The 26,187-nt window shown below is 70.9% G+C and carries 20 protein-coding genes; 4 read left to right on the top strand and 16 right to left on the bottom strand.

Annotated features, from left to right (window positions below; genetic code table 11):
- Positions 1 to 198 precede the first annotated feature (198 nt).
- Entirely contained in the window at positions 199 to 2,322 is a 2,124-nt protein-coding gene (locus Sdi02f_RS29140; RefSeq protein ID WP_030402596.1) for a DNA gyrase/topoisomerase IV subunit B, read from the bottom strand.
- A 440-nt stretch (positions 2,323 to 2,762) separates the two neighbouring features.
- On the opposite strand from Sdi02f_RS29140, the gene Sdi02f_RS29135 reads away from it, so the two are divergent.
- Positions 2,763 to 2,993 (top strand): DUF7455 domain-containing protein, encoded by a 231-nt coding sequence (locus Sdi02f_RS29135; protein ID WP_007445070.1) that lies wholly within the window; start codon positions 2,763 to 2,765, stop codon positions 2,991 to 2,993.
- Positions 2,994 to 3,095: 102 nt separating this feature from the next.
- On the opposite strand, the gene Sdi02f_RS29130 is transcribed toward Sdi02f_RS29135, so the two are convergent.
- The 7 genes from Sdi02f_RS29130 to Sdi02f_RS29100 form a co-directional block, all read right to left on the bottom strand.
- Positions 3,096 to 3,962, bottom strand: coding sequence for a S1 family peptidase (locus Sdi02f_RS29130; protein ID WP_055469743.1), 867 nt, complete (start codon positions 3,960 to 3,962; stop codon positions 3,096 to 3,098).
- Positions 3,963 to 4,117: 155 nt separating this feature from the next.
- Positions 4,118 to 5,650, bottom strand: coding sequence for an RNA polymerase sigma factor (locus tag Sdi02f_RS29125; protein WP_030402598.1), 1,533 nt, complete (start codon positions 5,648 to 5,650; stop codon positions 4,118 to 4,120).
- A gap of 427 nt (positions 5,651 to 6,077) precedes the next feature.
- Positions 6,078 to 6,965 carry a sporulation transcriptional regulator WhiH gene (whiH, locus tag Sdi02f_RS29120; RefSeq protein WP_030402599.1) on the bottom strand — a complete coding sequence of 296 codons (888 nt, stop codon included), beginning with the start codon at positions 6,963 to 6,965 and terminating at the stop codon, positions 6,078 to 6,080.
- Between the two features lie 161 nt (positions 6,966 to 7,126).
- Positions 7,127 to 9,193: an ABC transporter ATP-binding protein gene (locus Sdi02f_RS29115; protein ID WP_108934301.1), complete on the bottom strand. Its 2,067-nt coding sequence runs from the start codon at positions 9,191 to 9,193 to the stop codon at positions 7,127 to 7,129.
- 67 nt (positions 9,194 to 9,260) lie between these two features.
- Positions 9,261 to 10,019: an NUDIX hydrolase gene (locus Sdi02f_RS29110; RefSeq protein ID WP_030402601.1), complete on the bottom strand. Its 759-nt coding sequence runs from the start codon at positions 10,017 to 10,019 to the stop codon at positions 9,261 to 9,263.
- Positions 10,020 to 10,071: 52 nt separating this feature from the next.
- Complete coding sequence (locus tag Sdi02f_RS29105) at positions 10,072 to 11,628, bottom strand: DUF4192 domain-containing protein (RefSeq protein WP_030402602.1); 1,557 nt, start codon at positions 11,626 to 11,628, stop codon at positions 10,072 to 10,074.
- Positions 11,629 to 11,749: 121 nt separating this feature from the next.
- A complete protein-coding gene (locus Sdi02f_RS29100) occupies positions 11,750 to 13,909 on the bottom strand; it encodes a RecQ family ATP-dependent DNA helicase (RefSeq protein ID WP_030402603.1) in 2,160 nt (719 codons plus the stop codon).
- Between the two features lie 287 nt (positions 13,910 to 14,196).
- Here Sdi02f_RS29100 and Sdi02f_RS29095 point away from each other — a divergent pair, with 287 nt between their 5' ends.
- The gene (locus Sdi02f_RS29095) at positions 14,197 to 14,811 is read left to right on the top strand and encodes a hypothetical protein (RefSeq protein ID WP_030402604.1); all 615 of its coding nucleotides are present in this window, start codon (positions 14,197 to 14,199) and stop codon (positions 14,809 to 14,811) included.
- A gap of 281 nt (positions 14,812 to 15,092) precedes the next feature.
- Here Sdi02f_RS29095 and Sdi02f_RS29090 read toward each other — a convergent pair whose 3' ends face one another.
- From Sdi02f_RS29090 to Sdi02f_RS29080, 3 genes are all read right to left on the bottom strand, one after another.
- A complete protein-coding gene (locus Sdi02f_RS29090; protein ID WP_108934300.1) occupies positions 15,093 to 15,725 on the bottom strand; it encodes a hypothetical protein in 633 nt (210 codons plus the stop codon).
- A 68-nt stretch (positions 15,726 to 15,793) separates the two neighbouring features.
- On the bottom strand, positions 15,794 to 16,495 hold the full coding sequence (gene rnhB / locus Sdi02f_RS29085; RefSeq protein WP_030402606.1) for a ribonuclease HII: 702 nt from the start codon (positions 16,493 to 16,495) through the stop codon (positions 15,794 to 15,796).
- A gap of 82 nt (positions 16,496 to 16,577) precedes the next feature.
- Entirely contained in the window at positions 16,578 to 17,198 is a 621-nt protein-coding gene (locus Sdi02f_RS29080) for a TetR/AcrR family transcriptional regulator (RefSeq protein WP_030402607.1), read from the bottom strand.
- A gap of 188 nt (positions 17,199 to 17,386) precedes the next feature.
- Between Sdi02f_RS29080 and Sdi02f_RS29075 the strand changes: the two genes are divergently transcribed.
- Positions 17,387 to 18,934: an MFS transporter gene (locus tag Sdi02f_RS29075; protein ID WP_108934299.1), complete on the top strand. Its 1,548-nt coding sequence runs from the start codon at positions 17,387 to 17,389 to the stop codon at positions 18,932 to 18,934.
- A 301-nt stretch (positions 18,935 to 19,235) separates the two neighbouring features.
- On the opposite strand, the gene Sdi02f_RS29070 is transcribed toward Sdi02f_RS29075, so the two are convergent.
- The 3 genes from Sdi02f_RS29070 to Sdi02f_RS29060 all read right to left on the bottom strand — a co-directional run bounded on the left by Sdi02f_RS29070 (position 19,236) and on the right by Sdi02f_RS29060 (position 21,536).
- Complete coding sequence (locus Sdi02f_RS29070) at positions 19,236 to 20,141, bottom strand: ADP-ribosylglycohydrolase family protein (RefSeq protein ID WP_031082150.1); 906 nt, start codon at positions 20,139 to 20,141, stop codon at positions 19,236 to 19,238.
- A gap of 12 nt (positions 20,142 to 20,153) precedes the next feature.
- A complete protein-coding gene (locus tag Sdi02f_RS29065; RefSeq protein WP_030402610.1) occupies positions 20,154 to 20,813 on the bottom strand; it encodes a histidine phosphatase family protein in 660 nt (219 codons plus the stop codon).
- Between the two features lie 108 nt (positions 20,814 to 20,921).
- Positions 20,922 to 21,536 carry a YdbC family protein gene (locus Sdi02f_RS29060; protein WP_037798847.1) on the bottom strand — a complete coding sequence of 205 codons (615 nt, stop codon included), beginning with the start codon at positions 21,534 to 21,536 and terminating at the stop codon, positions 20,922 to 20,924.
- Between the two features lie 158 nt (positions 21,537 to 21,694).
- On the opposite strand from Sdi02f_RS29060, the gene Sdi02f_RS29055 reads away from it, so the two are divergent.
- Positions 21,695 to 22,228 carry a TerD family protein gene (locus tag Sdi02f_RS29055; protein ID WP_031082152.1) on the top strand — a complete coding sequence of 178 codons (534 nt, stop codon included), beginning with the start codon at positions 21,695 to 21,697 and terminating at the stop codon, positions 22,226 to 22,228.
- Between the two features lie 76 nt (positions 22,229 to 22,304).
- Here the strand turns inward: Sdi02f_RS29055 and Sdi02f_RS29050 are convergent, their stop codons facing one another.
- Together Sdi02f_RS29050 and nrdR are read right to left on the bottom strand one after the other, a co-directional pair.
- Positions 22,305 to 25,205, bottom strand: a complete 2,901-nt coding sequence (locus Sdi02f_RS29050) for a vitamin B12-dependent ribonucleotide reductase (protein ID WP_030402613.1) — start codon at positions 25,203 to 25,205, stop codon at positions 22,305 to 22,307.
- Between the two features lie 165 nt (positions 25,206 to 25,370).
- A complete protein-coding gene (gene nrdR / locus Sdi02f_RS29045) occupies positions 25,371 to 25,919 on the bottom strand; it encodes a transcriptional regulator NrdR (RefSeq protein ID WP_030402614.1) in 549 nt (182 codons plus the stop codon).
- Positions 25,920 to 26,187 lie beyond the last annotated feature (268 nt).

Raw genomic sequence — 26,187 nt, 5'->3', positions numbered from 1 at the left:
CGGCGAGGTCACGGGATCGGAGCCCGGGTGGATCATGGGTGGAGCGCTGCCCGTCCCTGCCCTCCACCCACGGGTGGAGAGGGTGATGGTCCGGGCCGCAAACGTCGGACCGGGCCCGGTGGTGGCTCCGGGCCCGGTCCGAGGACGGCAGGACTGCCTCACGCGCCGTTGGGCTGCCTCACGCGTCGTCGGGCTGCCTCACGCGTCGATGCGCGACCGGTCCAGCGTGGCCGCGGAACTGGAGATGAATTCCTTGCGGGGCGCGACGTCGTTGCCCATCAGCAGGTCGAAGACCTGCTCGGCGGAGTCGAGGTCCGTCAGGTTGATCCGGCGCAGGGTGCGGCGGCGGGGGTCCATGGTCGTCTCCGCCAGTTGGTCGGCGTCCATCTCACCGAGGCCCTTGTAGCGCTGGATGGAGTCCTTGTAGCGGATGTTCTTGCTCTGGAACTCCATGAGCTTGTCGCGCAGCTCCCGGTCCGAGTACGTGTAGACGTACTTGTCCTGGCCCTTCTTCGGCTGGATCAGCTCGATGCGGTGCAGCGGGGGCACCGCGGCGAACACGCGGCCCGCCTCCACCATGGGCCGCATGTAGCGGTGGAACAGGGTCAGCAGCAGGGTGCGGATGTGGGAGCCGTCCACATCGGCGTCGGTCATCATGATGATCTTGCCGTAGCGGGCCGCGTCGATGTCGAAGGTGCGGCCCGAGCCCGCTCCTATGACCTGGATGATCGCCCCGCACTCGGCGTTCTTCAGCATGTCCGTCACGGATGACTTCTGGACGTTGAGGATCTTGCCCCGGATCGGCAGCAGCGCCTGGAACTCGGAGTTCCGGGCGAGCTTGGCCGTGCCCAGGGCGGAGTCGCCCTCGACGATGAACAACTCGCTGCGGTCGACGTCGTCGCTGCGGCAGTCGGCGAGCTTCGCGGGCAGCGAGGAGGACTCCAGCGCCGTCTTGCGACGCTGGGCGTCCTTGTGCTGACGTGCGGCGATGCGGGTACGGGCCGCGGCGACGGCCTTCTCCATGACCACCCGGGCCTGCTGGGCGGCGTCACGCTTGGTCGAGGTAAGGAACGCCTTCAGTTCCTTGCTGATCACGTTGTTCACGATCCGGCGGGCCGCCGAGGTGCCGAGGACCTCCTTGGTCTGGCCCTCGAACTGCGGCTCGGCGAGCCGGACGGTGACGACCGCGGTGAGCCCCTCCAGGGCGTCGTCCTTGACGATGTCGTCCTCGGCGACGCGCAGCATCTTCTTGGTGCGCAGCACCTCGTTCATCGTCTTCGTCACCGCCTGCTCGAAGCCGGCGACGTGGGTGCCGCCCTTGGGCGTGGCGATGATGTTGACGAACGACCTGAGGGTGGTGTCGTAGCCGGTGCCCCAGCGCAGCGCGACGTCGACGCCGAGGTCACGGGTGACCTCGGTGGGGGTCATCTGCCCCTCCTCGTCGAGCACCGGGACCGTCTCCTTGAAGGAGCCCTGGCCACTGAAGCGGAGGGTGTCGCAGACGGGCCGGTCACTGGCCAGGAACTCGCAGAACTCGCTGATGCCCCCGTCGAAGCGGAACGACTCCTCGCCCTTGCTGCCGCCGTCGCCGAGACCGAACTCGTCCCGCACGACGATGGTCAGCCCGGGCACCAGGAACGCCGTCTGGCGGGCCCGCTGGTGCAGCGTGTCCAGGGAGAGCTTCGCGTCCTTGAGGAAGATCTGCCGGTCCGCCCAGTACCGCACGCGCGTGCCGCTGCGGCTCTTGGGGATCTTCTTGGCCTTGCGCAGCCCGTTCCCGGGGTCGAACTTCGCGTCCGGGCCGGTCTTCGCGAACGTGCCCGGGACCCCGCGTCGGAAGCTGATCGCGTGGGTGTGCCCGCCGCGGTCCACCTCGATGTCGAGGCGGGCGGACAGGGCGTTCACCACGGAGGCGCCGACGCCGTGCAGACCGCCCGAGGCCGCGTAGGAGCCGCCTCCGAACTTGCCGCCGGCGTGCAGCTTGGTCATGACGACCTCGACGCCGGACAGGCCGGTCTTGGGCTCGACGTCGACCGGGATGCCCCGGCCGTTGTCCCGGACCTCCACCGAGGAGTCGTCGTGGAGGATCACCTCGATGTGGTCGCAGTAACCGCCCAGGGCCTCGTCGACGGAGTTGTCGATGATCTCCCACAGGCAGTGCATCAGGCCACGGCTGTCGGTGGATCCGATGTACATGCCCGGACGCTTGCGCACGGCCTCGAGCCCCTCGAGGACGAGCAGGTGCCGCGCGGTGTAGTTGGATCCGTCCCGGTCTGCTCCTGCCAGCAGCGCAGTGGACGGCACGGATGTCTCGGCGGTCACGCGGTTCGCTCCTCGCTGAATTTCAGATGGGGCCCCGCTGGGTAAAGGCGTGGCTTGGTTCACCGGTCAGAGGGTACCGAGGCCTGGTAGAGCCGTTGTAACGCCACCCTCGTCACCGACTCACCCTAGTCCACGGTCGCATACCTGTTCGATCCCTCGATGGGGTGAAGTACACATCACGTTCCCTTCGAGGCATGAACCATTTAGGCTCCGGGCACGTCCTCATGAACAAACCGGCAACCCAGCCGGCGGGACCGACACTGACCGACTGCGCGAACCCGTACGACACACAGACACGCAATACGGCACATTCGCCGCCAATCGGCAACAGCCGGCCCCTCGGAAGTTTTTTTCGAGGAAAAGCCACGAGCGGGAACGTTTTGGGGCTGGTTGGATGTTGACCCTGGTACGACAGCTCGTCGAGCTAGAGAAGAGGCGACGTGACTACTGTTCTGACTTCCGCAAGCCCGCTGACGGCCGCCGATCGCTGCGACCGCTGCGGCGCCCAGGCCTACCTGCGCGTCGTCCTGCTGAGCGGCGGAGAACTGCTCTTCTGCGCCCACCACGGTCGCAAGTTCGAGCCGGAACTCAAGAAGATCGCCGCTGAGATACAGGACGAGACGGAGCGGCTGACCGCTGTTCCGGCATCTTCCGCCGAGGAAGAGCGCTGACTCAACGCGCCCGACGACGAGCCGAATCGGCACAGGCCGATGAGCGGGCGGCCTGCCTCCGCGCCCCGGAGGCAGGCCGCCCGTACTCGTGCCCGCAGATGGTCAGCGGCCGTCAGGCGCCCCGCGCTGCTTCGCGGCCGTACCGTCCCATCCCAGCGTCCGCAGCACCGAGGAGACCCGCGTGTACACCCCCGGACTGCCCGGGCGTCCGCAGCCGCTCCCCCAGGACACCAGGCCGATGAGCCTTCCCTGACCGACCAGCGGCCCCCCGCTGTCCCCCTGACAGGCGTCGCGGCCCCCGGCCTCCTGCCCGGCACAGAGCATGGTGCCCGGGAGATACCTCCCCTCGTCGTCGCCCGGGTACGCCCGCTCGCAGGACGCGTCGGACAGCACCCGCACCCGGGCCGCGTGCAGGCGGTTCGCATAGTCCCCGGCACCCGAGGTGTCCCCCCAGCCGTACACGAGCGCCCCCGTGTCGGGCGTGTACGCGGGGTCACCTTCCGCCGCCATCCCTATCACCGAGCCGGCGGGAAGCGCTTGTGACAGCGTGAGTACCGCGAAGTCGCCCGCGTTGCTGCGGTCGTCGTGCTCCGGGTTCACCCAGACGGAGCGGATGGGGATCTCCTGCCCCTCGTCCGACAGCAGGTCGGTCCGTCCGGCGACGACCCGCAGGTCGGCCACCTGCTCCGGAGGAGACCCGAGAACCTCCTCCCCCAGACAGTGGGCCGCGGTGAGCACGGTGGTCCGGCCGACGGCCACTCCCCCGCAGAACTGCCCCGCCCGTGTACCCCCGAACCGGTCACGACTGGACAGGGCGACGGTCCACGGGCTGTCGGACACTTCGACCGGGAAGCCTCCGACGACGATGCTGTCGGCGGCCGCGGGAGCGGCCGACCCCAGCGGTATCGCGGTCGCGGCGGCCGCCAGCACCAGCGGCCGGGCCAGTGTCCGGGCCAAGAGACGACGCATGCGGGCTCCTCACTCCTAGGTGGTCATGAGACACCCAGAGTGATCCAGTGCGCCCTGTCGCGCACCCGCTGCCCAGCGCGAAGGAGGCCCGGTCCCGCACCTGGCGGGACCGGGCCTCCTTCGCGCTCGGTGACGCGCGTACTGCCCGTCGTGACCTAGTCGAGGTAGTCGCGCAGCACCTGGGAGCGCGACGGGTGACGCAGCTTCGACATGGTCTTCGACTCGATCTGGCGGATGCGCTCACGCGTGACGCCGTACACCTTGCCGATCTCGTCGAGGGTCTTCGGCTGGCCGTCGGTGAGACCGAAGCGCATGGAGACGACGCCGGCCTCGCGCTCGGACAGGGTGTCGAGAACGGAGTGCAGCTGCTCCTGCAGGAGGGTGAAGCTGACCGCGTCGGCCGGGACGACCGCCTCGGAGTCCTCGATGAGGTCACCGAACTCGCTGTCGCCGTCCTCGCCCAGCGGGGTGTGCAGCGAGATGGGCTCGCGACCGTACTTCTGGACCTCGATGACCTTCTCCGGGGTCATGTCGAGCTCCTTGGCCAGCTCCTCCGGGGTGGGCTCGCGGCCCAGGTCCTGGAGCATCTGGCGCTGCACGCGCGCGAGCTTGTTGATGACCTCGACCATGTGCACCGGGATACGGATGGTGCGGGCCTGGTCGGCCATCGCGCGGGTGATCGCCTGACGGATCCACCAGGTGGCGTACGTGGAGAACTTGTAGCCCTTGGTGTAGTCGAACTTCTCCACCGCGCGGATCAGACCGAGGTTGCCCTCCTGGATGAGGTCCAGGAAGAGCATGCCGCGGCCGGTGTAGCGCTTGGCCAGGGAGACCACCAGGCGGAGGTTGGCCTCCAGCAGGTGGTTCTTGGCGCGGCGGCCGTCCTCGGCGATGATCTCCAGCTCGCGCTTGAGCTTGGGCGCCAGCTTGTCGGAGTTCGCGAGCTTGTCCTCGGCGAACAGCCCGGCCTCGATGCGCTTGGCCAGCTCGACCTCCTGCTCGGCGTTGAGCAGGGGGACCTTGCCGATCTGCTTGAGGTAGTCCTTGACCGGGTCGGCGGTGGCGCCGGCCGCGGCGACCTGCTGGGCCGGAGCGTCGTCCTCGTCCTCGTCGGACAGCACGAAGCCCGCGTTCTCGGTGCCCTCGGGCTCCTCCGCCGCGGCCTTCGGCTCCTCGGTCGCCTCGTCGTCGAGAAGCTCGGCGTCGTCCTTCTTGGCGGTGGTCTTCTTGGCCGCCGTCTTCTTGGCGGTGGTCTTCTTCGCCGTCGCCTTCTTGGCGGTCGTCTTCTTGGCCGCCGCCTTCTTGACGGGCGCCTCTTCCTCGGCGGCGGGTTCTGCGGCGGGCGCCGCCGGAGCGGCGGGAGCGGTCGCCTTCCTGCTGGTCACCGTCTTCGCCGCGACCGTCTTCGTGGCGGTGCGCTTGGCGGGACTCTTCGCTGCGACGCTCTTTCGGGTGCGCTTGGGCTCTGCGGCACTGACCATCAGCGTCACACCCTCTTCCTCGAGGATCTGGTTGAGGCTGCGCAGTACGTTCTTCCACTGAGTGGCCGGAATCTGGTCAGCTTCGAAGGCCCGACGCACGTCATCGCCGGCGATCTGCCCCTCAGCCTTTCCCCGCTCAATGAGCGCCATGACAGAGACGGACTCGGCGATCTCCGGCGGGAGCGTACGGGATGTGCTGGCCGACACGAACAACCTCTCGGAACGTTGAAAAACGGCTTCCGGCCCCGTCCACGGCGGACGGGAGCCGACCACCGGCTTGGGAATGGGCCGACGGTGCGGGCGGGCCGGGGAGATGCACAGCGCCGTGAACGGCGTCCGTATTCCTTCCGCGGCTGTCACCTCTTAGGTCATCGTGTTGTTCCCAAGAGCGTTACGCCCAATCCGCGTGGCCCGAGTCACACCCCGTAAGCGATCAAAACCGGTCAGACATGAAGGAACCGGGTCACCAACTCGCACGCCCGGCCATGACGGGACGGCTCAGCCTCTCATCACACCGTCGGACCCCGGGCAACCACGAGGGGCTCCCCGGGGTCCGACGGTGACGGCGGCGGTCCGGGCACTGCCACAGGAGGGGTTTGGCGTGCCCGGACCGCGCCGCTGCGGCGGAAGGCGGTCAGTGCTCGCGCGGGGCGGGCACCACGCGTTCCACCTCGGGGTGGACGGTCAGAAGCTGGCGCATGGCCGCCTCGGCCGCCGCGCCGTCGCCGGTGGCGAGGGCGTCGACGATCCGGCCGTGCTGCGCGAGCGACACGTCGTTCGGCCGGTCACAGCCGGTGACCGGACCGCCGGAGACATGGAGGGCGGCGGAGACGATGCCGGAGAGGTGGTCCAGCATCCGGTTGCCCGCGACCTGGATGAGCAGGGTGTGGAACTCGGCATCGGCACGGGAGAAGGTGAGCGCGTCGCCCTGCCCCATGGCGTGCCCCATGATCCCGACCATGTCGGACAGCCGCTGCTGGACGTCCTCACGCCCATGGCCGGCGGCGAGGCGCGCGGCGAGCGGCTCGATCGTCCAGCGCAGTTCGCTCAGCTCACGGCGCTGGTCGTCGCGCTGCGGCCCGAAGGCACGCCATTCGATGATGTCCGGATCGAGGAGGTTCCAGTCGCTCACGGGACGCACGCGCGTACCGACGTTCGGGCGGGCACTGACCAGGCCCTTCGCCTCCAGCACGCGAAGGGACTCGCGCACGACGGTGCGGGACACCTCGAAACGCTGCCCGATCTCCTCGGGCACCAGCGGGCGGTCGGCGCCCAGGTCACCCGAAACGATCATCTGGCCAAGCTGCTGGACGAGTTGCCCGTGCAGCCCGCGGCCACGGTTGCCGGCGGTGCGCCGGCCCACGCGGCCCAGCTCGGTCTCCACCCCTTCCCAGGAGGGCGCTCCGACGCGGTCGACGCCAGGCGTCTCGGCGTACGGGTAGCGGTCGAGTTCGCCCGGGTTCGCGAGGCCGGAGTCGGCGGAACGGGCGGCGGTCATCATGGTGTGCGCAAGGGTACTCACGCATCCTTTGTCGGCGCTGTTCCCAACTCCCTTGAGGTCTTTGGTGAAAAGCACACGAAAGGGTGATCGCTCACCCCGTCGCAATTGACGCCTTATCGGAAAGAAATGGGCTTTCCCCGGGGAGTTGCGCACAGGGTCGGAACGGAAGGGCGAGACAGGCGTCACCGGACCCTGCTGCGCAGGGTCGTGAGCAGATACGCGCAGAGGAGAGTGGTCAGGGACAACGTCATTGCGCCGCCAACGGGTTGGGCGACCAGACGCAGCGCCTCCGCCACGTACCGCTCGCCCCCGAACGGCCACTGGGTCAGGAGGATCTCGCGCACCCGCATCGGGAATCCGGCGGCGGTCCGTACGGACGGGCCCTGCCAGACCTTCTGTACGAGCGGTACGACGACGACCGGAACGGCGACCACCGCCGCGAGCCCGGCGGAGGTGGACCGGAAGACACCCGCGGCGAGCACTCCGGACCACGCGCAACCGACGACGAGCCCGAGCCAACCGGCGCTCAGCGCGGGCCAGTCGGCGGGGGCCTGTGCGAGTTCGGACCCGTAGAAGAGTCGCAGCACTTCGGTGTCGCAGCCCACGGTGAGGGCGGCCAGCAGCAGTGCGGTGGCGGCGGAGACGACGAGCTTGGCGGTGAGCAGCCCCATGCGGCGGGGCACGGTGCCGCGGTCCGCCGCGAGGGCGGGGTGACGGAACTCGTCGCCGAAGGCGAGCGCGCCGAGCAGTCCGGCACCGAGCGCGGCGGGCGGCAACGGCACCTGCTGCGGCCACGCCGCGAGGAGCCGGGCCTGCGGGGTGTGCCCGATCCGCGCCAGGATCACGGCGGTGACGGCGGAGACCAGGAGCACGACCGCGCCGACGACGAAGCCGGTGCCGACGCCGAGCGCGCGACGGAGTTCGTAGCGCAGCGGCCGGAGCGGGCTGGGGGCGGAACGGACGGAGATGGGGGGCGGAAGCGTGACGGCCGCGGCCCGGATCGCACTCGCCGAGCCGGAAAGGCGGGCGCCGAACGGGCGGGATGCGCGCTGCCGGGAGGCATCGAGGACGTCGGGAGCGTCACCGGAGCCGGGCCCGGGGCCTTCGGCTGCGCTGTGGGCGACGCCGTCGGGGGCGAGGGCCCGCCGGGGCCCAGGGGTCCTGTGCCGGACGGTCCCGGACGCGGTTGTGTCCGCGCCTCCCTCCGTGGCGGGCGCCTGCCGAAGGTCCGCCTGGGGGTGCTGCGGGGCGCCGGAGGACGCGGGGCGGGGCGGGGCCGGCGCTCCGGCGGCCTGTGCCCCGGCGACCTGTGCTCGGTCACCGCCGGCCTCCCCGCGCTCCTGGTTCCGGGCCGCGGGAACGGCACCGGCGCCGGGCCCCATGTCGCCCACCTCGTCGGCCAGTTGGTGCACGAGGATGCCGTTCCGGAAGGCGGTCTCTCCGATGTCGGCGCATGTACTGCCGTACACCGCGAGCCGGTTGCCGCCCTCGGGCACCACCTCGACCGAACGGCGTGCCGTGCGCGCCTCCTTGGTCACCAGAGCGGCGAGGCGGGCGGCGTGCGGGGTGCGGACGGCGACGCGGGGGCGCAGCCGGGTGCGGGAGAACTCCACCGCCTCCTGGTCGGCGACGATCCTGCCCTTCTCCAGCGTGACGACGTGGTCGGCGTTGCGCGCGGCCTCCTTGGGGTCCGCCGTGCTGAACAGGACCGTGCCGCCCTGAGCGGCGTGCGCGCGCAGGGCGCCGTGCAGCCACCGGGCGTCCTGGGCCGAGAGTGCACCGGCGGGGTCGTCGCAGACCAGGGTGTGCGGGTCGGGAACGAGCGCGCAGGCCAGTCCGAGCCGGCGGTCCATGCCCCGGGAGAGCGCGCCGAGGCGTTCGTCGCGCAGGCTCTCGAGACCCGCCGACTCCAGGACCTCGTCGGCCCTGCGGACGGGAACACCGGCGGCCGCGCAGAGCATGCGCAGATGGCCGCGCACCGTACGGGCCGGGTGCCCCGGGACGTCGCCCAGCAGCACGCCGACCTCTCGGGCGGGATGGGCGATGCGGTGCAGGGGGCGGCCTCTGAAGTAGGTGAGACCGCGACCCCGTTGGAGCTCGAGCATGAGTCTGAGTGCCGTCGTCTTGCCGGCGCCCGATGCTCCGAGCAGTGCGGTGACGCGGCCCGCACGCGCCTCGAACGAGACGTCGTCGACGGCGGGCGGAAGCTCCTTGCGGGGGTTGCTGGTCAGTCCGAAGGCCTGGATCACTCGTAGCAAGATAGCGTGCGATATCCGATTTTCCGGGCATCGCACGGCCCGTCGGCCGGACTCGGCGTCAGACCTCGGGCCGGAGCATCGGCGGGTTGAGGAGGGTCGCGCCGCCCGCCCGGAAGAGCTGGGCGGGACGGCCGCCCTGCCGGGTGGTCGTCCCGCCGGTGGGGACGAGGAACCCCGGTGTGCCCGTCACCTTGCGGTGGAAGTTGCGGGGGTCGAGCACGACGCTCCACACCGCCTCGTAGACCCGGCGCAGCTCTCCGACGGTGAACTCCGGCGGGCAGAAGGCGGTGGCCAGCGACGAGTACTCGATCTTGGAGCGGGCTCGCTCCACCCCGTCCGCCAGGATCCGGGCGTGGTCGAAGGCGAGGGGGGCCACCGCCTCGCCGTCGTGGCCGTAACCGCTCTGCTCCAGCAGTTCTTCGACCGGTGCCCAACGGGCGTTGCTGGCGTCGCCCCCCGCCCGTGGTGCGGGCAGGTCGGGGGCGAGTGCGAGGTGGGCGACGCTGACCACACGCATCCGGGGGTCGCGGTCGGGGTCGCCGTAGGTCGCGAGCTGCTCCAGATGGGCACCGTGGTCCTGGGCCGGGGCGGCCGGGTCGTGGACGCACAGCCCGGTCTCCTCGGCCAGTTCCCGCGCCGCGGCCTGCGCCAGGTCCTCGCCGGCCCGCACGAACCCGCCGGGCAGAGCCCAGCGGCCCTGGAACGGCTGCTCCCCCCTGCGCACCGCCAGCGCGCACAGGGAGTGGCGGCGCACGGTCAGCACGACCAGGTCCACGGTGACGGCGAAGGGCGGAAAGGCTGACGGGTCGTAGGCCATGCGGTGATCATAGTCGTCTCCCTGACGATAAACACTCCCTCCACCACCCGCTTCAGGGGCGCTCACCGTCCCCGTCCGCCCTGCTCTCTCCCCTGCGCGCCCCTTGCGGGCGCGTCGCATGCCTGCCCGCGGCCGCCGCCCTCGAGGAGTGGGGGCGCGACAGGTCCGTCCGCGGTGCCCCGGGACGGCCGCCTCCGGAGGGAGTGCGAGGGCGCACGATCGCGGCGCTCGGCTCATGGGCGTGCGCCCTGGCGCGGCGCCGGATGCCCTGCGCCGAGGCAGCGGTGCGCGGGGCGGGGGCGCGCGGGCGGCGCCGACGGCCCGGCGGCGGGGTGGACGAGGGGTCGGCCTGCTCGCCTTCCACGGCCCCACCGCCGTGTCCGTCACCGCCCGGAGTGCCGCTCCCCTCGTCCGCGCCACCCTTCCTTCCCTCGCGCAGACAGCGGCGGATCGACTCGGGGTCGAGGCCCTCGTTGCAGGCCTGGTGCAGGAGCCGGGCGAAGAGGTAGTCGGGATCCGCACCCAGGGCCATGGCCAGTGCCTCCCGTGCCTCCAGCTCGTCACCGGTGGACCAGGCGACCCAGCCCGCGAGGGTGAGGGGCGCCGCCGCGTGCTCGCCGTACGCCCCGACGCAGCGACGGGCCAGGGCCCGCCAGAGACGCATCGCGGCTGCCGCCTCGTCGCCCTCCATCCACGCGGCCGCGCGGTCACGTGTCGTACGGTCCTGGAGCCCGAGGATCAGCGCCGCCGCCTCCTCGTGCCCGAGCAGGTGGTCGTCGCGCAGGTCCTCGGCCGGCACGCCGGAGACCGGTGGGGCCGCGGCGAGGCGCCGCATGACCCGCTCCGCCGTGTCCAGCGTCTCCTCGGCCACCTCCGAGCGGCCGGCGGCGTCCAGGATCCGGGAGACCAGCGTCGTGGCGGCCGCGTCCAGGGCGGCCGCCTGCTCGGCCGCCGCCGCGTCCTCCCTGGGAAGCATCCTGGCCCGCAGCTCACGCAACGTGCCGCGCACCTGGATACCGGCATAGGTGGCCGCCGCGGCCACCACCGACGTGCCCGGCAGCCCCATGGGGAGGCCCTCCGCGGGGCAGCAGGCCTCCTCGTCGCAGCAGTACGACCAGAAGCGTCCGGCGGAGATGCACAGGGCTTCGACGACGGGCACGTCGAGGGCACCGCACGCGACGCGCAGCTTCTGGGCCAGTGGCCGCAGCCGCTCCATCACCTCACGTCCGGTTTCGCCCGGGCCCGGTTCCTGGCAGAGATAGGCGACCATCTGCTCGGGTCGCACCCCTCGCCGCTCGCTTCCGGTCACCAGGCCGTGGACCAGTTGTCCGGCCGCGCCCGCCCAGTCGTCCGGGTTGGCCGGGATGCCCAGGCGCGCGCGACCGCCGAAGCGGCCCCGTCCGTCCCTGTCCCGCAGGGCGGCCAGGACGATGCTGTCCTCGGGGCGGTAGCCGAGCAGGTACGGCAGGGCGTCGGCGAGTTCGGCGGGGGTGCGCAGGGTGACCTGCTGTTCGCTCCCGGGGCTGTCCTGCGGGGCGCGGTCCGGCCGCCCGGGGCCCGGGATGTCACCGTTCTCGTAGGATCCGGTCGTTTCACCGTGGTTCGTCATGACTCGACGATCTCGTGAATCGGCGAATTCCGCTTTGCCCTGTGGATAACTCTCGGCAGGGACACATCACTTCGCCCGATCCGGCGGCCTCACGCCTTCGCGACGTGACGCGCGCCCGGCTCTACCCCGCCAGCGCCAGGACAAGCGGGAGCACCTGGTCGGCGCCCGCCTGCCGCAGGAGACGCGCGCCCACCGCCAGCGTCCAGCCGGAGTCGGTGTAGTCGTCGACGAGCAGGACCGGGCCGGAAGTCCCCGCCAGGGCCGCGGCGAGTTCGCCCGGCACCGTGAACGACTCCGCCAGGGCGCGCAGCCGCTGGGCGGAGTTGCTGCGGTGGGCGGCGTGCTCGTCGGCGTGGGCGGTGTGCGCGAGGCGGCCCAGCATCGGGAGCCTGCCGACCCGTGCCACCCCTTCGGCCAGCGAGGAGACCAGTTGGGGCCGGGTGCGGGAGGGCATGGCCACGACGCCCACGGGCCTGGCCACCGCGTCGGGAGAGCCTGCGGCCCAGCCGCCCGGGGAGCGGGCCCAGTCGGCCAGCACCGTCACCACGGCGTCCAGCACGTCGTCCGGGACCGGCCCGTCCGCCGCCTGCGCCGACAGGAGCGGGCGCAGCCGGTTGCCCCAGCCGATGTCCGACAGCCGCCCCAGCGCCCGCCCGGTGAGGGCCTGCTGGCCCACGGGGATACGGCCCTTGAGGTCCATGCCCACCGCGGCGAGCCCCGTCGGCCACATCTTGCGCGGCTCGACCTCCGCGCCGGGACGGTCCAGTTCGCCCGTCGCCGCCGCCAGGGCCGCGGACGGGACGGCCGGGTCGAGCCAGGGGCCGGCGCAGGTGTCGCAGCGACCGCACGCGGTCGCCTTCTCGTCGTCGAGCTGTCGCTGGAGGAACTCCATGCGGCACCCCGTGGTCGCCACGTAGTCCCGCATGGCCTGCTGCTCCGCCTGCCGCTGCCGCGCCACCCACGCGTACCGCTCCGCGTCGTACGTCCACGGCCGACCCGTGGCGGTCCAGCCGCCCTTGACCCGCTTGACCGCGCCGTCCACGTCCAGGACCTTCAGCATCGTCTCCAGGCGTGAACGCCGCAGGTCCACCAACGGCTCGAGGGCCGGGAGCGACATCGGCCGTCCCGCCTCCTCCAGGACCGCCAGCGTGCGCCGCACCTGCTCCTCCGGCGGGAAGCCCACCGAGGCGAAGTACGCCCAGATCGCCTCGTCCTCCCGTCCCGGCAGCAGCAGGACGTCCGCGTGGTCCACACCGCGTCCCGCACGTCCCACCTGCTGGTAGTAGGCGATGGGGGACGACGGCGACCCCAGGTGCACCACGAAGCCCAGGTCGGGCTTGTCGAAGCCCATGCCCAGCGCCGAGGTCGCCACGAGCGCCTTCACGCGGTTCGCCAGCAGATCCTCCTCCGCCTGCAGCCGGTCGGCGTTCTCCGTCTTCCCGGTGTAGGAGGCCACCGGATGTCCGCGCTGCCGCAGGAACGACGCGACCTCCTCCGCCGCCGCCACGGTCAGCGTGTAGATGATCCCGGAGCCGGGCAGATCGCCCAGCCGCTCCCCCAGCCAGGCCAGCCGGTGCGCCGCGTCGGGCAACTGGAGCACGCCCAGCCGCAGGCTCTCCCGGTCGAGCGGGCCCCGCAGGACCAGCGCGTCCTCGCCGCCCGTGCCCAACTGCTCGGCCACGTCGGCCGTGACCCGCGCATTGGCGGTCGCGGTGGTGGCCAGCACCGGCACCCCGGCCGGCAGCTCGGCCAGCATCGTGCGCAGCCGGCGGTAGTCGGGGCGGAAGTCGTGGCCCCAGTCGGAGATGCAGTGGGCCTCGTCCACCACGAGCAGTCCGGTCGTGGCCGCGAGCCTCGGCAGCACCTGGTCCCGGAAGTCCACGGAATTGAGGCGTTCCGGGCTCACGAGGAGGACGTCGGTCTCGCCCCGCTCGACCTCCCCGTAGATCGTTTCCCATTCCTCCGGGTTGGCCGAGTTGATCGTGCGCGCCCGGATCCCCGCCCGCGCGGCCGATTCGACCTGGTTGCGCATCAGTGCCAGCAGGGGCGAGACGATCACCGTGGGGCCCGCCCCGCGCCGGCGCAGCAGTGCGGTGGCGACGAAGTACACGGCCGACTTGCCCCAGCCGGTGCGCTGCACCACCAGGGCACGGCGGTGCTCCTCCACCAGGGCCGCCACCGCCTGCCACTGGTCCTCGCGCAGCCGCGCCGATCCCTCGCGGTCGCCGACCAGCTCGGCGAGGACGGCATCGGCTTCGGTACGGAGTTCCACGTGGTCCATGCCCCCATGCAACCCGATGGCACTGACAATCGGCGAATCCGCGGCGGGCCGATCGCGTGACCCGTCCCATGCGTCGCCCGGCGGCACTCCGGGTAGGGATATAGGAGGCAGATCGACCGATAAAGGGCCCCGGTCCCAATTGCTCGTTGCCGCATCCCAGTTCGACAGGAAGAATTGAAGTCCGCTCCCCGCACGGCCCTTCCGCGCTCCGGCAGGGTTTCGCTGCGGTGCGCGCTCCCCGAATCCGACCCTGCCCGCAGTGTGGGCGCGTAGCCGAAGGGAGGAACGTGACCTTCGGATTCGCTCCGTCCTCGGCGGCCTCGCTTTCGTCGTCCGCCGCTTCCGCCACCCGCATGCTCGAACCGGCGGAGTGGGCCGCCGCCGGAATCCCGCTGCTGCGCAATCCCCGGGAGGTCGTCAGCGGGCTGCACTCCCGGCACCGTCCCGAACCGGCGACGGCGGTCGTGGCCGTACTCGACCCGGACGAACGACTGCGCGCCAGCGCCTCGTTCACCAGCCGCCGTTCCCCGGCCGACGGCTGGGTGTTCCGCAACGCGCTGCTCTCCCAGCTGCGCCGCGTCATCCCGCATGACCTGCGGCGCCGCACCCCGGTGCGCACCGCCGTGCTGCTCTACTGCCGTGAGGGCGACGCGCGTTGGACGCAGGAGGACGGTGCGTGGATGTGGGGGCTGCGGGACGCGTGCACGCTGCACGGGCTGCGCTGCGGCGCGTACATCACGCTGACCCGGGACGGCTGGCAGGTGCTCGGCGAGGGCCGCGGCGGGCGCCGGCCCAACGCGGCGTCGGCGCCGGAGCCCTTCGCCACGGCGGAGGCACCGCCTCCGCCCCCGCGTACCGGCGGCGTCGCCTCGGACGTGCTGCGCCGCGCTGCGGCCCGCTGAGCGCCGGCGGGCCGGGGCCACGACGCGCTCGCCCACGCCCGAGCGGTGACACGGCTCGCCCGTGACCCGGCCGGCACGCGACCCGCGGCCCGGACTGCACCGGAACCCGGTGTCACCGGGCCCGGACGGCCGACGCGTCCACCGGTTCCGCGCGTCGGGCCGAGCCCGACTTCACGCGGTGCCCTCGGGGCACACGAGACGCCGGGGCCGACCCCGTACGGGGACTCCGGCCCGGCGCCCTTCGTGTCACACCGCCGGCCGTCGCGCTCGGCGAAGCCTGCTCAGACGCCCGCGCCCAGCACCGAGTTGATCCGCTGCGGGTCGCCGCAGACGATCAGCAGGGCACCGGCCCGGGAGTGGGCCACGCCGAGGGCGGTGACGGCGGCGGCCTCGGGACCTCCGTTGAGCGCGACCACGACCACGGCCCGCGAGGCGGCACGGTCCGCGACGGCGGCGTCGGCGTAGAAGACGTCGTCGCCCGCGTCGTGCTGCGCCCAGTAGGCGGCATCGCCGAAGGACAGTTCGTGTGCCGCCCACGGGTGGGGATCGCCGGTGGTGATCACCAGCACGTCACCGGGGGTACGGCCCGAGTCCAGCAGCAGGTCCACGGCCTCTTCGGCGGCGTCGAGCGCACCGTCGGGCGTGGCCGGGATCAACTGGACCTGCGGAGTGGCGGCCGCAGTGGCCGGGGCGGCCGGACCCGAGGGTCCGGGTTTGGCCGCGGCCGTGTCGCGCGGGGCGCGTTGCGCCGGCGGCGTCGGCCGCACCGGGCCGGGACGGCCGGGGCGCGGCGGAGCCGCGGGACGGGGGCCGGGTACGGGGCGGGGGGTCGGCGCGGTGCGGCCACTGGCCGGAGTGGCGCGGGGACCCTGGGCCTTCTCGTGAATCTGAGGCTCCTCGGGAATGAGAGGCATGAGCTGATGTTTATCAAACGTTGGTGCGGCTCGCGTCGGCGGGTGGCACATGCCTGCGAGCCGAACCGTCAGAAATCGAAGCCGAGCTGACCCTCGATTTCCGGAGCGCTTCCGTCCACCCAACTGCGGACCTTCTTGAGGTGCCGCCACTGGGGCAGCGCATCAAGATACGCCCACGACAACCGGTGGTGCGGGGTGGGGCCCCGCTCCTCCAGTGCGGCCTTGTGCACGGGCGACGGATACCCGGCGTTGTCCGCAAATCCGAAGTCTGCATGGTCGACACCCAGTTCGGCCATCATTTTGTCGCGCTGAACCTTGGCGAGCACCGAGGCCGCCGCGACAGCCACGCAGGACTGATCGCCCTTGATCACCGTACGAACCCGCCACGGCGCCCCGAGATAGTCGTGCTTGCCGTCGAGGATGACGGCTTCGGGGCGGACCGGCAGGGTCTCCAGGGCCCGCACCGCCGCCAGCCGCAGCGCGGCTGTCATGCCCAGCGCGTCGATCTCCTCCGGAGAGGCGTGCCCCAGGGCGTAGGACGTGACCCAGGTACGCAACTCCACGGCGAGTTCGGTGCGCCGCTTGACGGTGAGCAGCTTGGAGTCGGTCAGGCCGGCCGGAGGGCGGCGCAGTCCGGTGATCGCGGCACAGACGGTGACCGGACCGGCCCACGCACCGCGCCCCACCTCGTCGACACCGGCAATGATCTTCGCTCCGGTCGTGGCGCGAAGGGAGCGCTCGACGGTGTGAGTAGGTGGTTCGTACGGCATGGCGCCCCTAGCCTACGCCGCCGCGTTCGCCGGGCGACACCCCGGTTCCCCCGTACCAGACCGGCCCGCCCGGGGACCGGGGTCAGGAACCGTCGGGACGCAGCAGCGGGACCATCAACTGGTCGATCATTTCCTCGAGCTCGCGATCCGTCCATTCACTTGCACAAATCTTCGAGCGGTACATCATCATCGCCGGAATCGCGTCGAAGACGTATCCGTTGGCCGCGTCACGACGGACTTCCCCACGCTCCATTCCGCGCTTGACGACCTCGCAGATCATCGTGAGCGTCGGCTCCACCACCCCCTTGATGATCACCGCGTGGAAGCGCTCGGCCTGCGCGTTGTCGCATTCGTGAATGACGGAGCGCAGCGCGAATCCCGGCCGGGAGAACATCGCGTCGCGCGCCCTGCGACACAGCTCCAGCAGATCCTCGCGCACACTCCCGAGGTCGGGAACCGTGTCGAAGTCCGGCAGGCCGGACCGCAGCGCGTCGGCGACGAGGTCCTCCTTGGACGGCCAGCGGCGGTAGACCGCCGCCTTGCCCGTCTGCGCGCCGGCGGCCACGCCCTCCATCGTCAGGCCGTTCCAGCCGACGGTGCCGAGCTGGTCCAGCGCGGCCTCGAGGATGGCGCGCTCCAGGACCGCGCCACGCCGACGGGACGGCGTCGGGGCGGAGGCGGCCGCCCAGTGCGAAGCAACCATGTCGCACGTCTCCAAAAAGCGATGGAAAGGGGTATTCGGGGACAAGACGTGTGCCGTGCGACCGCGACGGGGGACCGAGCGCGCGACACCCTCAATAAGTGAACGGTTGCGTTCACTGTCGCCGGGTCACTAACGTTGAGGCAACAGTGAACGCGAGCGTTCACTAAGTGATCCGTGGGGGACACATAGTGACAACCTCTTCTCTGCTCAACGACCGAAAGCCTGGAGCGGCCCGCCGGGAGGGGCATCCCGGCATCGCACTCGCCGTCATCGCGGCCTGCCAACTCATGGTCGTACTCGACGCGACGATTGTGAACATCGCGCTCCCGCACATTCAAAACGCTCTCAAGTTCAGCACCACCGACCTCACCTGGGTCGTCAGCGCGTACACGCTCACCTTCGGCGGCCTGCTCCTGCTCGGCGGCCGAGCCGGTGACATCCTCGGCAGGCGCCGGGTCTTCATGACCGGCATCCTGCTGTTCACCTTCGCGTCGCTGATCGGCGGCTTCGCACAGGAACCCTGGCAGTTGCTGGCGGCGCGGGTCCTTCAGGGCATGGGAGGCGCGATCGCGTCGCCCACGTCGCTGGCCCTCATAACAACCACCTTCCCCGAGGGACCGGAGCGCAACCGGGCCTTCGGCGTCTTCGCCGCCGTCTCCGCGGGTGGCGGCGCCATCGGCCTGCTGGCGGGCGGCATGCTCACCGAGTGGCTCGACTGGCGCTGGGTGCTCTTCGTCAACGTGCCGATCGGTGTACTGATCGCCGTGCTCGCGCCGCTCTACATCAGCGAGTCCGAACGGCACTCCGGCCGCTTCGACATAGCCGGGGCGGTGACCTCCACCGCGGGCATGGCGTCCCTCGTCTACGGCTTCATCCGGGCCGCGGACGAGGGCTGGCGGGACAACCTGACCATCGGCTCCTTCACGGCTGCGGCGGTCCTCCTGCTGGCCTTCGTCCTCATCGAGCAGCGGGCCAAGGAACCGATCACACCACTGAAGATGTTCGCCGACCGCAACCGCTCCGGCACGTATGTGATCATGCTGAGCCTGGCCGCCGCGATGTTCGGCATGTTCTTCTACATCGTCCTGTTCGTACAGAACGTGCTCGGCTACACCCCCATCCAGGCCGGTCTGGCCTTCCTGCCGGTCACGGTCGTGATCGCGATCGGTGCGGGCGTGTCGCAGCGGTTCCTTCCCGTCTTCGGCCCGAAGCCGTTCATGATCGCGGGGTCGACGCTCGCGGCGGTCGGACTCGGCTGGCAGGCCCTCATCAGCTCCGACAGCTCCTATGTCGGCGGCGTCCTGGGTCCGATGCTGATCTTCGGCCTCGGCATGGGACTGAACTTCGTGACGCTGACGCTGACCGCGGTCTCCGGGGTCGCCCCGCACGAGGCGGGCGCGGCGTCCGGGCTGCTCAACGCGATGCAGCAGGTGGGCGGATCGATCGGCCTCGCCATTTTGACGACGGTCTTCGGCACGGCCAGCAAGGACGAGGCGGGGAAGCAGGTCCAGGACTTCCTCACCAACGGTTCGCCGGAGCAGAAGGCGCAGTTCGCCCAGACGCACCAGTTGCCCTCGCCCTGGTCGCACGACGTACTGGCGCAGGGCATCTCGGCCGCCTTCGTCCCGGCCGCCGCCATGGCCGTGCTCGCGCTGGCCACGGCGTGGCTGGTGATCCGGGTGCGCAAGAGCGACCTGGAGGCCCTGTCCGGCTCGGCCGGTCCGGGCGTGGGCTGATCCCACCGGACCGCTGACGGGGTGAGCATCACCGGCGGGCGTCACGCGCGCCCGCCGGTGCCCTCCCCGCCGGCTCACGGCCACGCGGGCGCCTGACGGGCCGGAGAACGCGACGAACAGCGCGACGGGCAGCACCGGGGACAGCAACGCGACGAACACCGACAGCGCCTCCATGTCCCACCCCTTCATGACCTCCCGGGGCTGCCCGGGGCGGATGCCTCGGGCAGCGGTTGTCATGACAACGGGCACGCGCTCACGGAGAGTTCCCGTCGCACACGGAGCGTTTCCGTGCGGGATCTCGTCAGACCGACGCCGTCATCCAGGCGGGCAGCGCCTCGACCCGCTCGGCCCATTCCGCCGGGGGCGCCCCCGCCTCACCGGCCGCGACCACCCCGCCCACGATGGCGCAGGTCGTGTCCACGTCCCCGCCGACCTGCGCGGTCGTCCAGAAGGCGGTCTCGTACTGCCCGAGCGCGCGGGCCGCGGACCAGAGGGCGAAGGGAACCGTGTCGTGCGCGGTCGTACGCCGGCCGCAGCCCAGGACCGCCGCGACCGTGGCCGCGTCGCCGTAGTCGAGCATGTCCCGGGCACGGCGCAGCCCGGCACCCACGGCGCTCTTCGGAACGAGCGAGATCACCCCGTCGAGGAGCGCGTGTGCCGGGGGCGGCCCGGCCGGGTCCGCGGCCAGTGCCGCGGCCGCCGCGACGGCCATGGCCCCGACCACCGCCTCACGGTGCTGATGCGTCGGGTAGGCGGAGATCTCCGCCTGGTGGGTCGCCTGTTCCGGATCGTCCGCGTACCAGGCGCCCAGCGGTGCGATGCGCATGGCCGCGCCGTTGCCCCAGGAGCCCTGTCCGTTGAAGAGCGCCGCGGCCAGCTCGCGCCAGTCGCCGCCCTCCCGGACCAGCCGCAGCAGGCGGTTGACCGCGGGGCCGTACCCCCGGTCGAAGTCGTGGTGCCGGGCGAAGGAGAGCGCCAGCGCATCCTGGTCGATGCGGTGGTGGGCGGCCAGGACGGAGACCACGGAACAGGCCATCTCCGTGTCGTCCGTCCACTGCCAGGTGCCGGGCGGCAGCTCGCGCCTCCCCAGCAGCGGATAGTTCGCGGGAACGAAGAACTGTGAGCCCAGCGCGTCCCCCACCGACAGTCCGCGCAGGCTGGAAAGGGCGCGGTCCAGGCGCCCGTCAGGAGAAGAATGAGCGGTCATCGCCCTGCCACTCTATCCGGTGATCCCGTACGGTTCCGGATCTCGCCAGCGTTCGAAGGGCCGGTCAAGGGTGTACTTGCCGTCCTCGCCGAGAACGAGCATCCGCATCTCGGCGTTCCCGGGGTTGGACAGCGACTCGAACTCCGCGACCGTCCAGTGGAACCACCTCATGCAGAACAGCCGCATGGCCAGCCCGTGGGTCACCAGGAGCACGTTCGGTGGGTGGTCGGGGTCCTCGAAACTGCGGAACAGGCTCTCCAGGAAGTTGCCCACGCGGTCGTACACGTCCGCACCGGACTCGCCCTGCGCGAAGCGGTAGAAGAAGTGCCCGTAGGCGTCCCGGTAGGCCTTCTGCAGCCGCACGTCGTCGCGGTCCTGCCAGTTGCCCCAGTCCTGCTCGCGCAGCCGGGGCTCCTCCCGTACCCGTATGAGGTCCGGGTCGAGGTGGAAGGCGCGGAGTGTCTCGTGGGTGCGGCGGTACGGGGAGACGTAGACGCTGACCCGCTCGCGGCCGAACACCTCGCGCAGTTCCTTGCCGGTCTCCTCGGCCTGCTCCCGGCCCCGGTCGGTGAGGGCCAGCGCGTGGTCGGGCTCGCGCTCGTACACGGTGTCATCGGCGTTGCCGATCGACTCGCCGTGCCGGACAAGGACGATGCGCCGTGGTCGTGCCATGCCAGAACCCTAGATCGAGTGGGCCGGAATCAGGCACTCGTGCGGCCCCCGTACGGCGTACGTCACACCGTTTCCACACCTGGCCGCGACATGGCGGGGAACCGGGGCTCACACGGTCCAGGAGGGTTCCAGTTGCACGATGTCGCCGGTCAGGGACGCGATGTCGGCCTCCGTCTGGGCGCGCAGGGCGAGCCTTTCCACCCGCTCGGTACGGTACTTCCCGTGTTCGGCGGCCGACAGCCACATGGACAGGACGAGGTACTCGTTGTAGCCGTCCCCCGGGGCCTCGCCGAACAGGCCGCGGATCATGCCCGGCGAGCCGGCCATCGCGGGGTTCCAGACCTTCTCCTGCATGAGGACGTAGTGCTCGGACCGCTCCTCGTGAACCCGGCACAGCGCCACGCGCAGCAGGTCGGCGTCGTGGAAGCGCGGCTCGAAGCCGGTCTTCACGTCGAAGCGGTAGTCGAAGAGCCTGACCTGCGCGTCCTTGAAGGTGCCCACCTGCGCCGAGGCGAGCCTGTCGTGGGAGCGGGCCATGAAGGAGTCGTAGAAGGCACGGCTCTCCCAGAAGGCGAAGACGTGCGCCACGTCCGGCCGCGCCCTGCTCCAGCCACCCCCTTGTCCCCGGAAACCCGGCTCCCCCGGGAGCCCCGCCCACTTCCGCTGCCCCCGCTCGAAACCGCGGCGGTCCACCACGGTGCAGCGAATCCACTTGACCAGCACCGCGCCATGGTAAGGCCCCGGAACGCGGCACCGGTGGCTCTCCGGCGGACCGCTTGCCCGCACCCCCGTCCCGGTGCGTGGCAGGATGGACAACCGGCCGTCACCGTCCGGCAGTTCGGGTGGCCGGGCAGGGCGGGGGACCTGGGAAGGGGAAGTCTGTGAACGGCCTCAGCAAGGGCATGCGCAAGGTCGAGGTCGCACTGCGGTGGGACCCGAGTCCGGCGGGACAGCCCGCCGCCGACCTGGACCTCGTCGCCGGTACCTATCCGGCCGACGATCCGTACGGCAGCCCCGCCTACGTGGTGCATTTCGACAGTCGCTCACCGGACGGCACGATCTATCTCAACCGCGACAGCAAGGACGGCAAGGGCTTCGGTTTCGACGAGGTCATGACGCTGGAGCTGGAACGGCTCGACGCCCGGTACGCGCGCGTGGTGGTGGGCGTCGCCATCCAGCAGCGCACGGAGGACCGGACGTTCGCCGACGTGGCCCATCCGGGCCTGCGCATCCGTGAGGGATACACGGACCTGGCCACGGAGGACTTCGGCGGCGTCCGCGGAGCCACCGCGGCCACGGTCGCGGAGTTCGTCCGGGACGAGACGGGCGCCTGGGGCTTCCGGGCCGGCGTGCACGGGTTCGAGGGGGATCCCGCGACGTTCACCCGGGTGATGGGCCAGGCGCACCGGCCTTGACGGCGCGGGTGCATGAGTAAGGGGCGACCGCCATGGCGGTCGCCCCTTACTCATGCACCACTACATACGGCTGCGCTCAGCTGCAACCGCTGGTCGAGCCGCAGCCCTCGCAGATGTAGCAGGAACCGGCGCGCTGCATCTTCGTGCCGCAGGAGAAGCACAGCGGGGCGTCGGCCTGGATGCCCAGTTGCATCTCCACCAGCTCGGCGCTGGTGTGCGCCTGCTGCGGAGCGGGCTTGGCGGCCTCGGCCTCGGCCTTCGGCGTGGCGACGGCCTTCACCTGGGCGAGCGGCGCCGACTGGGCCAGGCCCTCGACGTCCAGCTCGTCGTCGGACGGCTCGTACGAGCCCGTCTCCAGGTGGCGCTGGCGCTCCTCGGCGGAGTGGATGCCGAGTGCGGAGCGGGTCTCGAAGGGCAGGAAGTCCAGCGCCAGGCGGCGGAAGATGTAGTCGACGATCGACTGGGCCATCCGCACGTCCGGGTCGTCCGTCATGCCGGCCGGCTCGAAGCGCATGTTGGTGAACTTCGAGACGTACGTCTCCAGCGGCACGCCGTACTGGAGGCCGACGGAGACCGCGATGGAGAAGGCGTCCATCATGCCCGCGAGGGTCGAGCCCTGCTTGGACATCTTCAGGAAGACCTCGCCCAGACCGTCGTCCGGGTAGGAGTTGGCGGTCATGTAGCCCTCGGCGCCGCCGACGGTGAAGGACGTGGTGATGCCGGGGCGTCCCTTCGGGAGGCGCTTGCGGACCGGGCGGTACTCGACGACCTTCTCGACCGTCTCGCGGATGGCCGCCTCGGTCTTCTCGGTGATCTCCGCCTTCTCCGCGTCCTTGACCGACTTGGTCTTGGCGGACAGGGGCTGGCCGACCTTGCAGTTGTCGCGGTAGATGGCCAGCGCCTTGACGCCCATCTTCCAGGCCTCGAAGTAGACCTCCTCGACGTCCTCGACGGTGGCCGACTCCGGCAGGTTGACCGTCTTGGAGAGGGCGCCGGAGATCCACGGCTGGATGGCGGCCATCATGCGGACGTGACCCATCGCGGAGATGGAGCGCTCGCCCATCGCGCAGTCGAACACCTCGTAGTGCTCGTGCTTGAGACCGGGGGCGTCGACCACGTTGCCGTGCTCGGCGATGTGGGCGACGATCGCCTCGATCTGCTCCTCCTGGTAGCCCAGGCGGCGCAGGGCCTGCGGGACGGTGCCGTTGACGATCTGCATCGAGCCGCCGCCGACCAGCTTCTTGAACTTGACCAGGGCCAGGTCGGGCTCCAGGCCGGTGGTGTCGCAGGACATCGCGAGACCGATGGTGCCGGTCGGGGCGATGACGGACGCCTGGGAGTTGCGGAAGCCGTTCTTCTCGCCGAGGCGGAGCACGTCCTGCCAGGCCTCCGTGGCGGCGGCCCAGATCGGCGTGTCGAGGTCGTCCATGCGGACGGCCTTGGCGTTCTCGTCGGAGTGCTGCTTCATGACCCGCAGATGCGGCTTGGCGTTGCGGGCGTAGCCGTCGTACGGGCCGACGATCGCGGCGAGTTCGGCGGAGCGGCGGTACGACGTGCCGGTCATCAGGGAGGTGATGGCACCGGCCAGGGCGCGGCCGCCGTCGGAGTCGTAGGCGTGGCCGGTCGCCATCAGCAGGGCGCCGAGGTTGGCGTAGCCGATGCCGAGCTGGCGGAAGGCGCGGGTGTTCTCGCCGATCTTCTGGGTCGGGAAGTCCGCGAAGCAGATGGAGATGTCCATCGCGGTGATGACGAGCTCGACGACCTTGGAGAAGCGCTCGGCGTCAAAGGACTGGTTGCCCTTGCCGTCGTCCTTCAGGAACTTCATCAGGTTCAGCGACGCCAGGTTGCAGGACGTGTTGTCCAGGTGCATGTACTCGCTGCACGGGTTGGAGCCGTTGATGCGGCCGGACTCCGGGCAGGTGTGCCACGCGTTGATGGTGTCGTCGTACTGGATGCCGGGGTCGGCGCAGGCCCAGGCGGCCTCGGCCATCTTGCGGAAGAGCGCCTTGGCGTCGACCTCCTCGATGACCTCGCCGGTCATGCGGGACGTCAGGCCGAACTTGCCGCCGTCCTGCACGGCCTTCATGAACGTGTCGTTCACGCGGACCGAGTTGTTGGCGTTCTGGTACTGGACGGACGTGATGTCGTCGCCGCCCAGGTCCATGTCGAAGCCCGCGTCGCGCAGGGCGCGGATCTTCTCCTCTTCCTTCACCTTGGTCTCGATGAAGTCCTCGATGTCGGGGTGGTCGACGTCGAGGATGACCATCTTGGCCGCGCGGCGGGTGGCGCCGCCGGACTTGATGGTGCCGGCGGAGGCGTCGGCGCCGCGCATGAAGGAGACCGGTCCCGAGGCGTTGCCGCCGGAGGAGAGCAGTTCCTTGGAGGAGCGGATCCGGGAGAGGTTCAGGCCGGCGCCGGAACCGCCCTTGAAGATCATGCCCTCTTCCTTGTACCAGTCGAGGATCGACTCCATGGAGTCGTCGACGGACAGGATGAAGCAGGCGGAGACCTGCTGCGGCTGGGGCGTGCCGACGTTGAACCACACCGGGCTGTTGAAGCTGAAGATCTGGTGCAGGAGGGCGTAGGCCAGCTCGTGCTCGAAGATCTCGGCGTCGGCGGGCGAGGCGAAGTACTTGTTGTCCTCACCGGCCTTCCGGTACGTCTTCACGATGCGGTCGATGAGCTGCTTGAGGCTCACCTCGCGCTGCGGGGTGCCCACGGCGCCCCGGAAGTACTTGCTGGTGACGATGTTGACCGCGTTCACCGACCAGAACTCGGGGAACTCGACGCCACGCTGCTCGAAATTGACCGAGCCGTCGCGCCAGTTGGTCATGACGACGTCACGACGCTCCCAGGCCACCTCGTCGTAGGGGTGGACGCCGGGAGTGGTGTGGACGCGCTCGACGCGGAGTCCCTTGCCCGCCTTGGTGGCCTTGGCGCGGGAACTCCGTGCCGGACCGCTCGCCGTCTCTGTCATGCCGCCTCCCTGTACGGGCGAAAACGCCCTGAAGTGCCCCGATTGTTCCCGTGGGCACGGTGTTCTGTCTGGTGTTGCGGGCATCTCTCGCTGCGCCCGCAACAGGTCTCTGCTCGCCGCCGTCCGGCCGGGCCCGGGCGCCGAAGTCCGGGTCCGGCCCGCCGGTCAGTCGGCGGCGCCTGCGGGCTCGGGGACGTGTCCCGCCCCCGTGGACCCGCGGTCGTTCTCCTGGCTCCCCGCGCCGGTGTCGTCGCCTCCGCCGGGCCGCCCCGTCGTCTCCCTCAGTTCCGCGATCGCGGCCTCGAAGTCCTCGAGCGAGTCGAACGCCCGGTAGACCGAGGCGAATCGCAGATAGGCGACGAGGTCGAGTTCCTGCAACGGGCCGAGGATGGCCAGCCCCACGTCGTGGGTGGTCAGCTCGGCACTCCCGGTCGCCCGCACCGCCTCCTCGACCCGTTGGCCGAGCTGGGCGAGCGCGTCCTCGGTGACGGGCCGGCCCTGGCAGGCCTTGCGCACACCGTTGATCACCTTGGTGCGGCTGAACGGTTCGGTGACCCCGGACCGCTTCACCACCATGAGCGAGCACGTCTCCACGGTCGTGAACCGACGGGAGCAGTCAGGGCACTGGCGGCGCCTGCGGATCGACGTGCCGTCGTCAGTCGTACGGCTGTCGACGACACGGCTGTCGGGGTGCCTGCAGAAGGGGCAGTGCATGGACTCCGAACCCTCCTCACAGCAGACTCAACAGCCTCGAAAGGCCCTGTGAGCCCCTCGAAGCAGCCCCCAGCATAGGCGATCGCGACGGGCTCGAAGACCCGGGGGACCACAACTTGTGGGCTACAGATGCAATCCAACCACTAGATGTGGTGATTGGCTCAAACAAACACGCCGTGCACGCGTGTCGCGCCTGTGCGTGCCCGCCCGCACCGGGACGACCGGCAGCAATGCGGAGATACCGTGGGCACCGCGAGGAGGGGGCGTG

This window comes from Streptomyces ardesiacus (assembly GCF_003112575.1).
In the GTDB taxonomy this organism is placed as follows: domain Bacteria; phylum Actinomycetota; class Actinomycetes; order Streptomycetales; family Streptomycetaceae; genus Streptomyces; species Streptomyces ardesiacus.
Note: the sequence above shows the minus strand (reverse complement) of the source record. Positions and strands in the feature narration are given on the sequence as shown.

Bases quoted from the DNA above. Each gene is read 5' to 3' on its own strand.
- Sdi02f_RS29105 (WP_030402602.1), bottom strand. From the start codon at position 11,628: ATGACGAACCACGGTGAAACGACCGGATCCTACGAGAACGGTGACATC.
- rnhB (WP_030402606.1), bottom strand. From the start codon at position 16,495: ATGCCGTACGAACCACCTACTCACACCGTCGAGCGCTCCCTTCGCGCC.
- Sdi02f_RS29070 (WP_031082150.1), bottom strand. From the start codon at position 20,141: ATGACCGCTCATTCTTCTCCTGACGGGCGCCTGGACCGCGCCCTTTCC.
- Sdi02f_RS29090 (WP_108934300.1), bottom strand. From the start codon at position 15,725: ATGCCTCTCATTCCCGAGGAGCCTCAGATTCACGAGAAGGCCCAGGGT.
- Sdi02f_RS29100 (WP_030402603.1), bottom strand. From the start codon at position 13,909: ATGGACCACGTGGAACTCCGTACCGAAGCCGATGCCGTCCTCGCCGAG.
- Sdi02f_RS29110 (WP_030402601.1), bottom strand. From the start codon at position 10,019: ATGGCCTACGACCCGTCAGCCTTTCCGCCCTTCGCCGTCACCGTGGAC.
- Sdi02f_RS29130 (WP_055469743.1), bottom strand. From the start codon at position 3,962: ATGCGTCGTCTCTTGGCCCGGACACTGGCCCGGCCGCTGGTGCTGGCG.
- Sdi02f_RS29080 (WP_030402607.1), bottom strand. From the start codon at position 17,198: ATGGTTGCTTCGCACTGGGCGGCCGCCTCCGCCCCGACGCCGTCCCGT.
- Sdi02f_RS29065 (WP_030402610.1), bottom strand. From the start codon at position 20,813: ATGGCACGACCACGGCGCATCGTCCTTGTCCGGCACGGCGAGTCGATC.
- Sdi02f_RS29050 (WP_030402613.1), bottom strand. From the start codon at position 25,205: ATGACAGAGACGGCGAGCGGTCCGGCACGGAGTTCCCGCGCCAAGGCC.
- nrdR (WP_030402614.1), bottom strand. From the start codon at position 25,919: ATGCACTGCCCCTTCTGCAGGCACCCCGACAGCCGTGTCGTCGACAGC.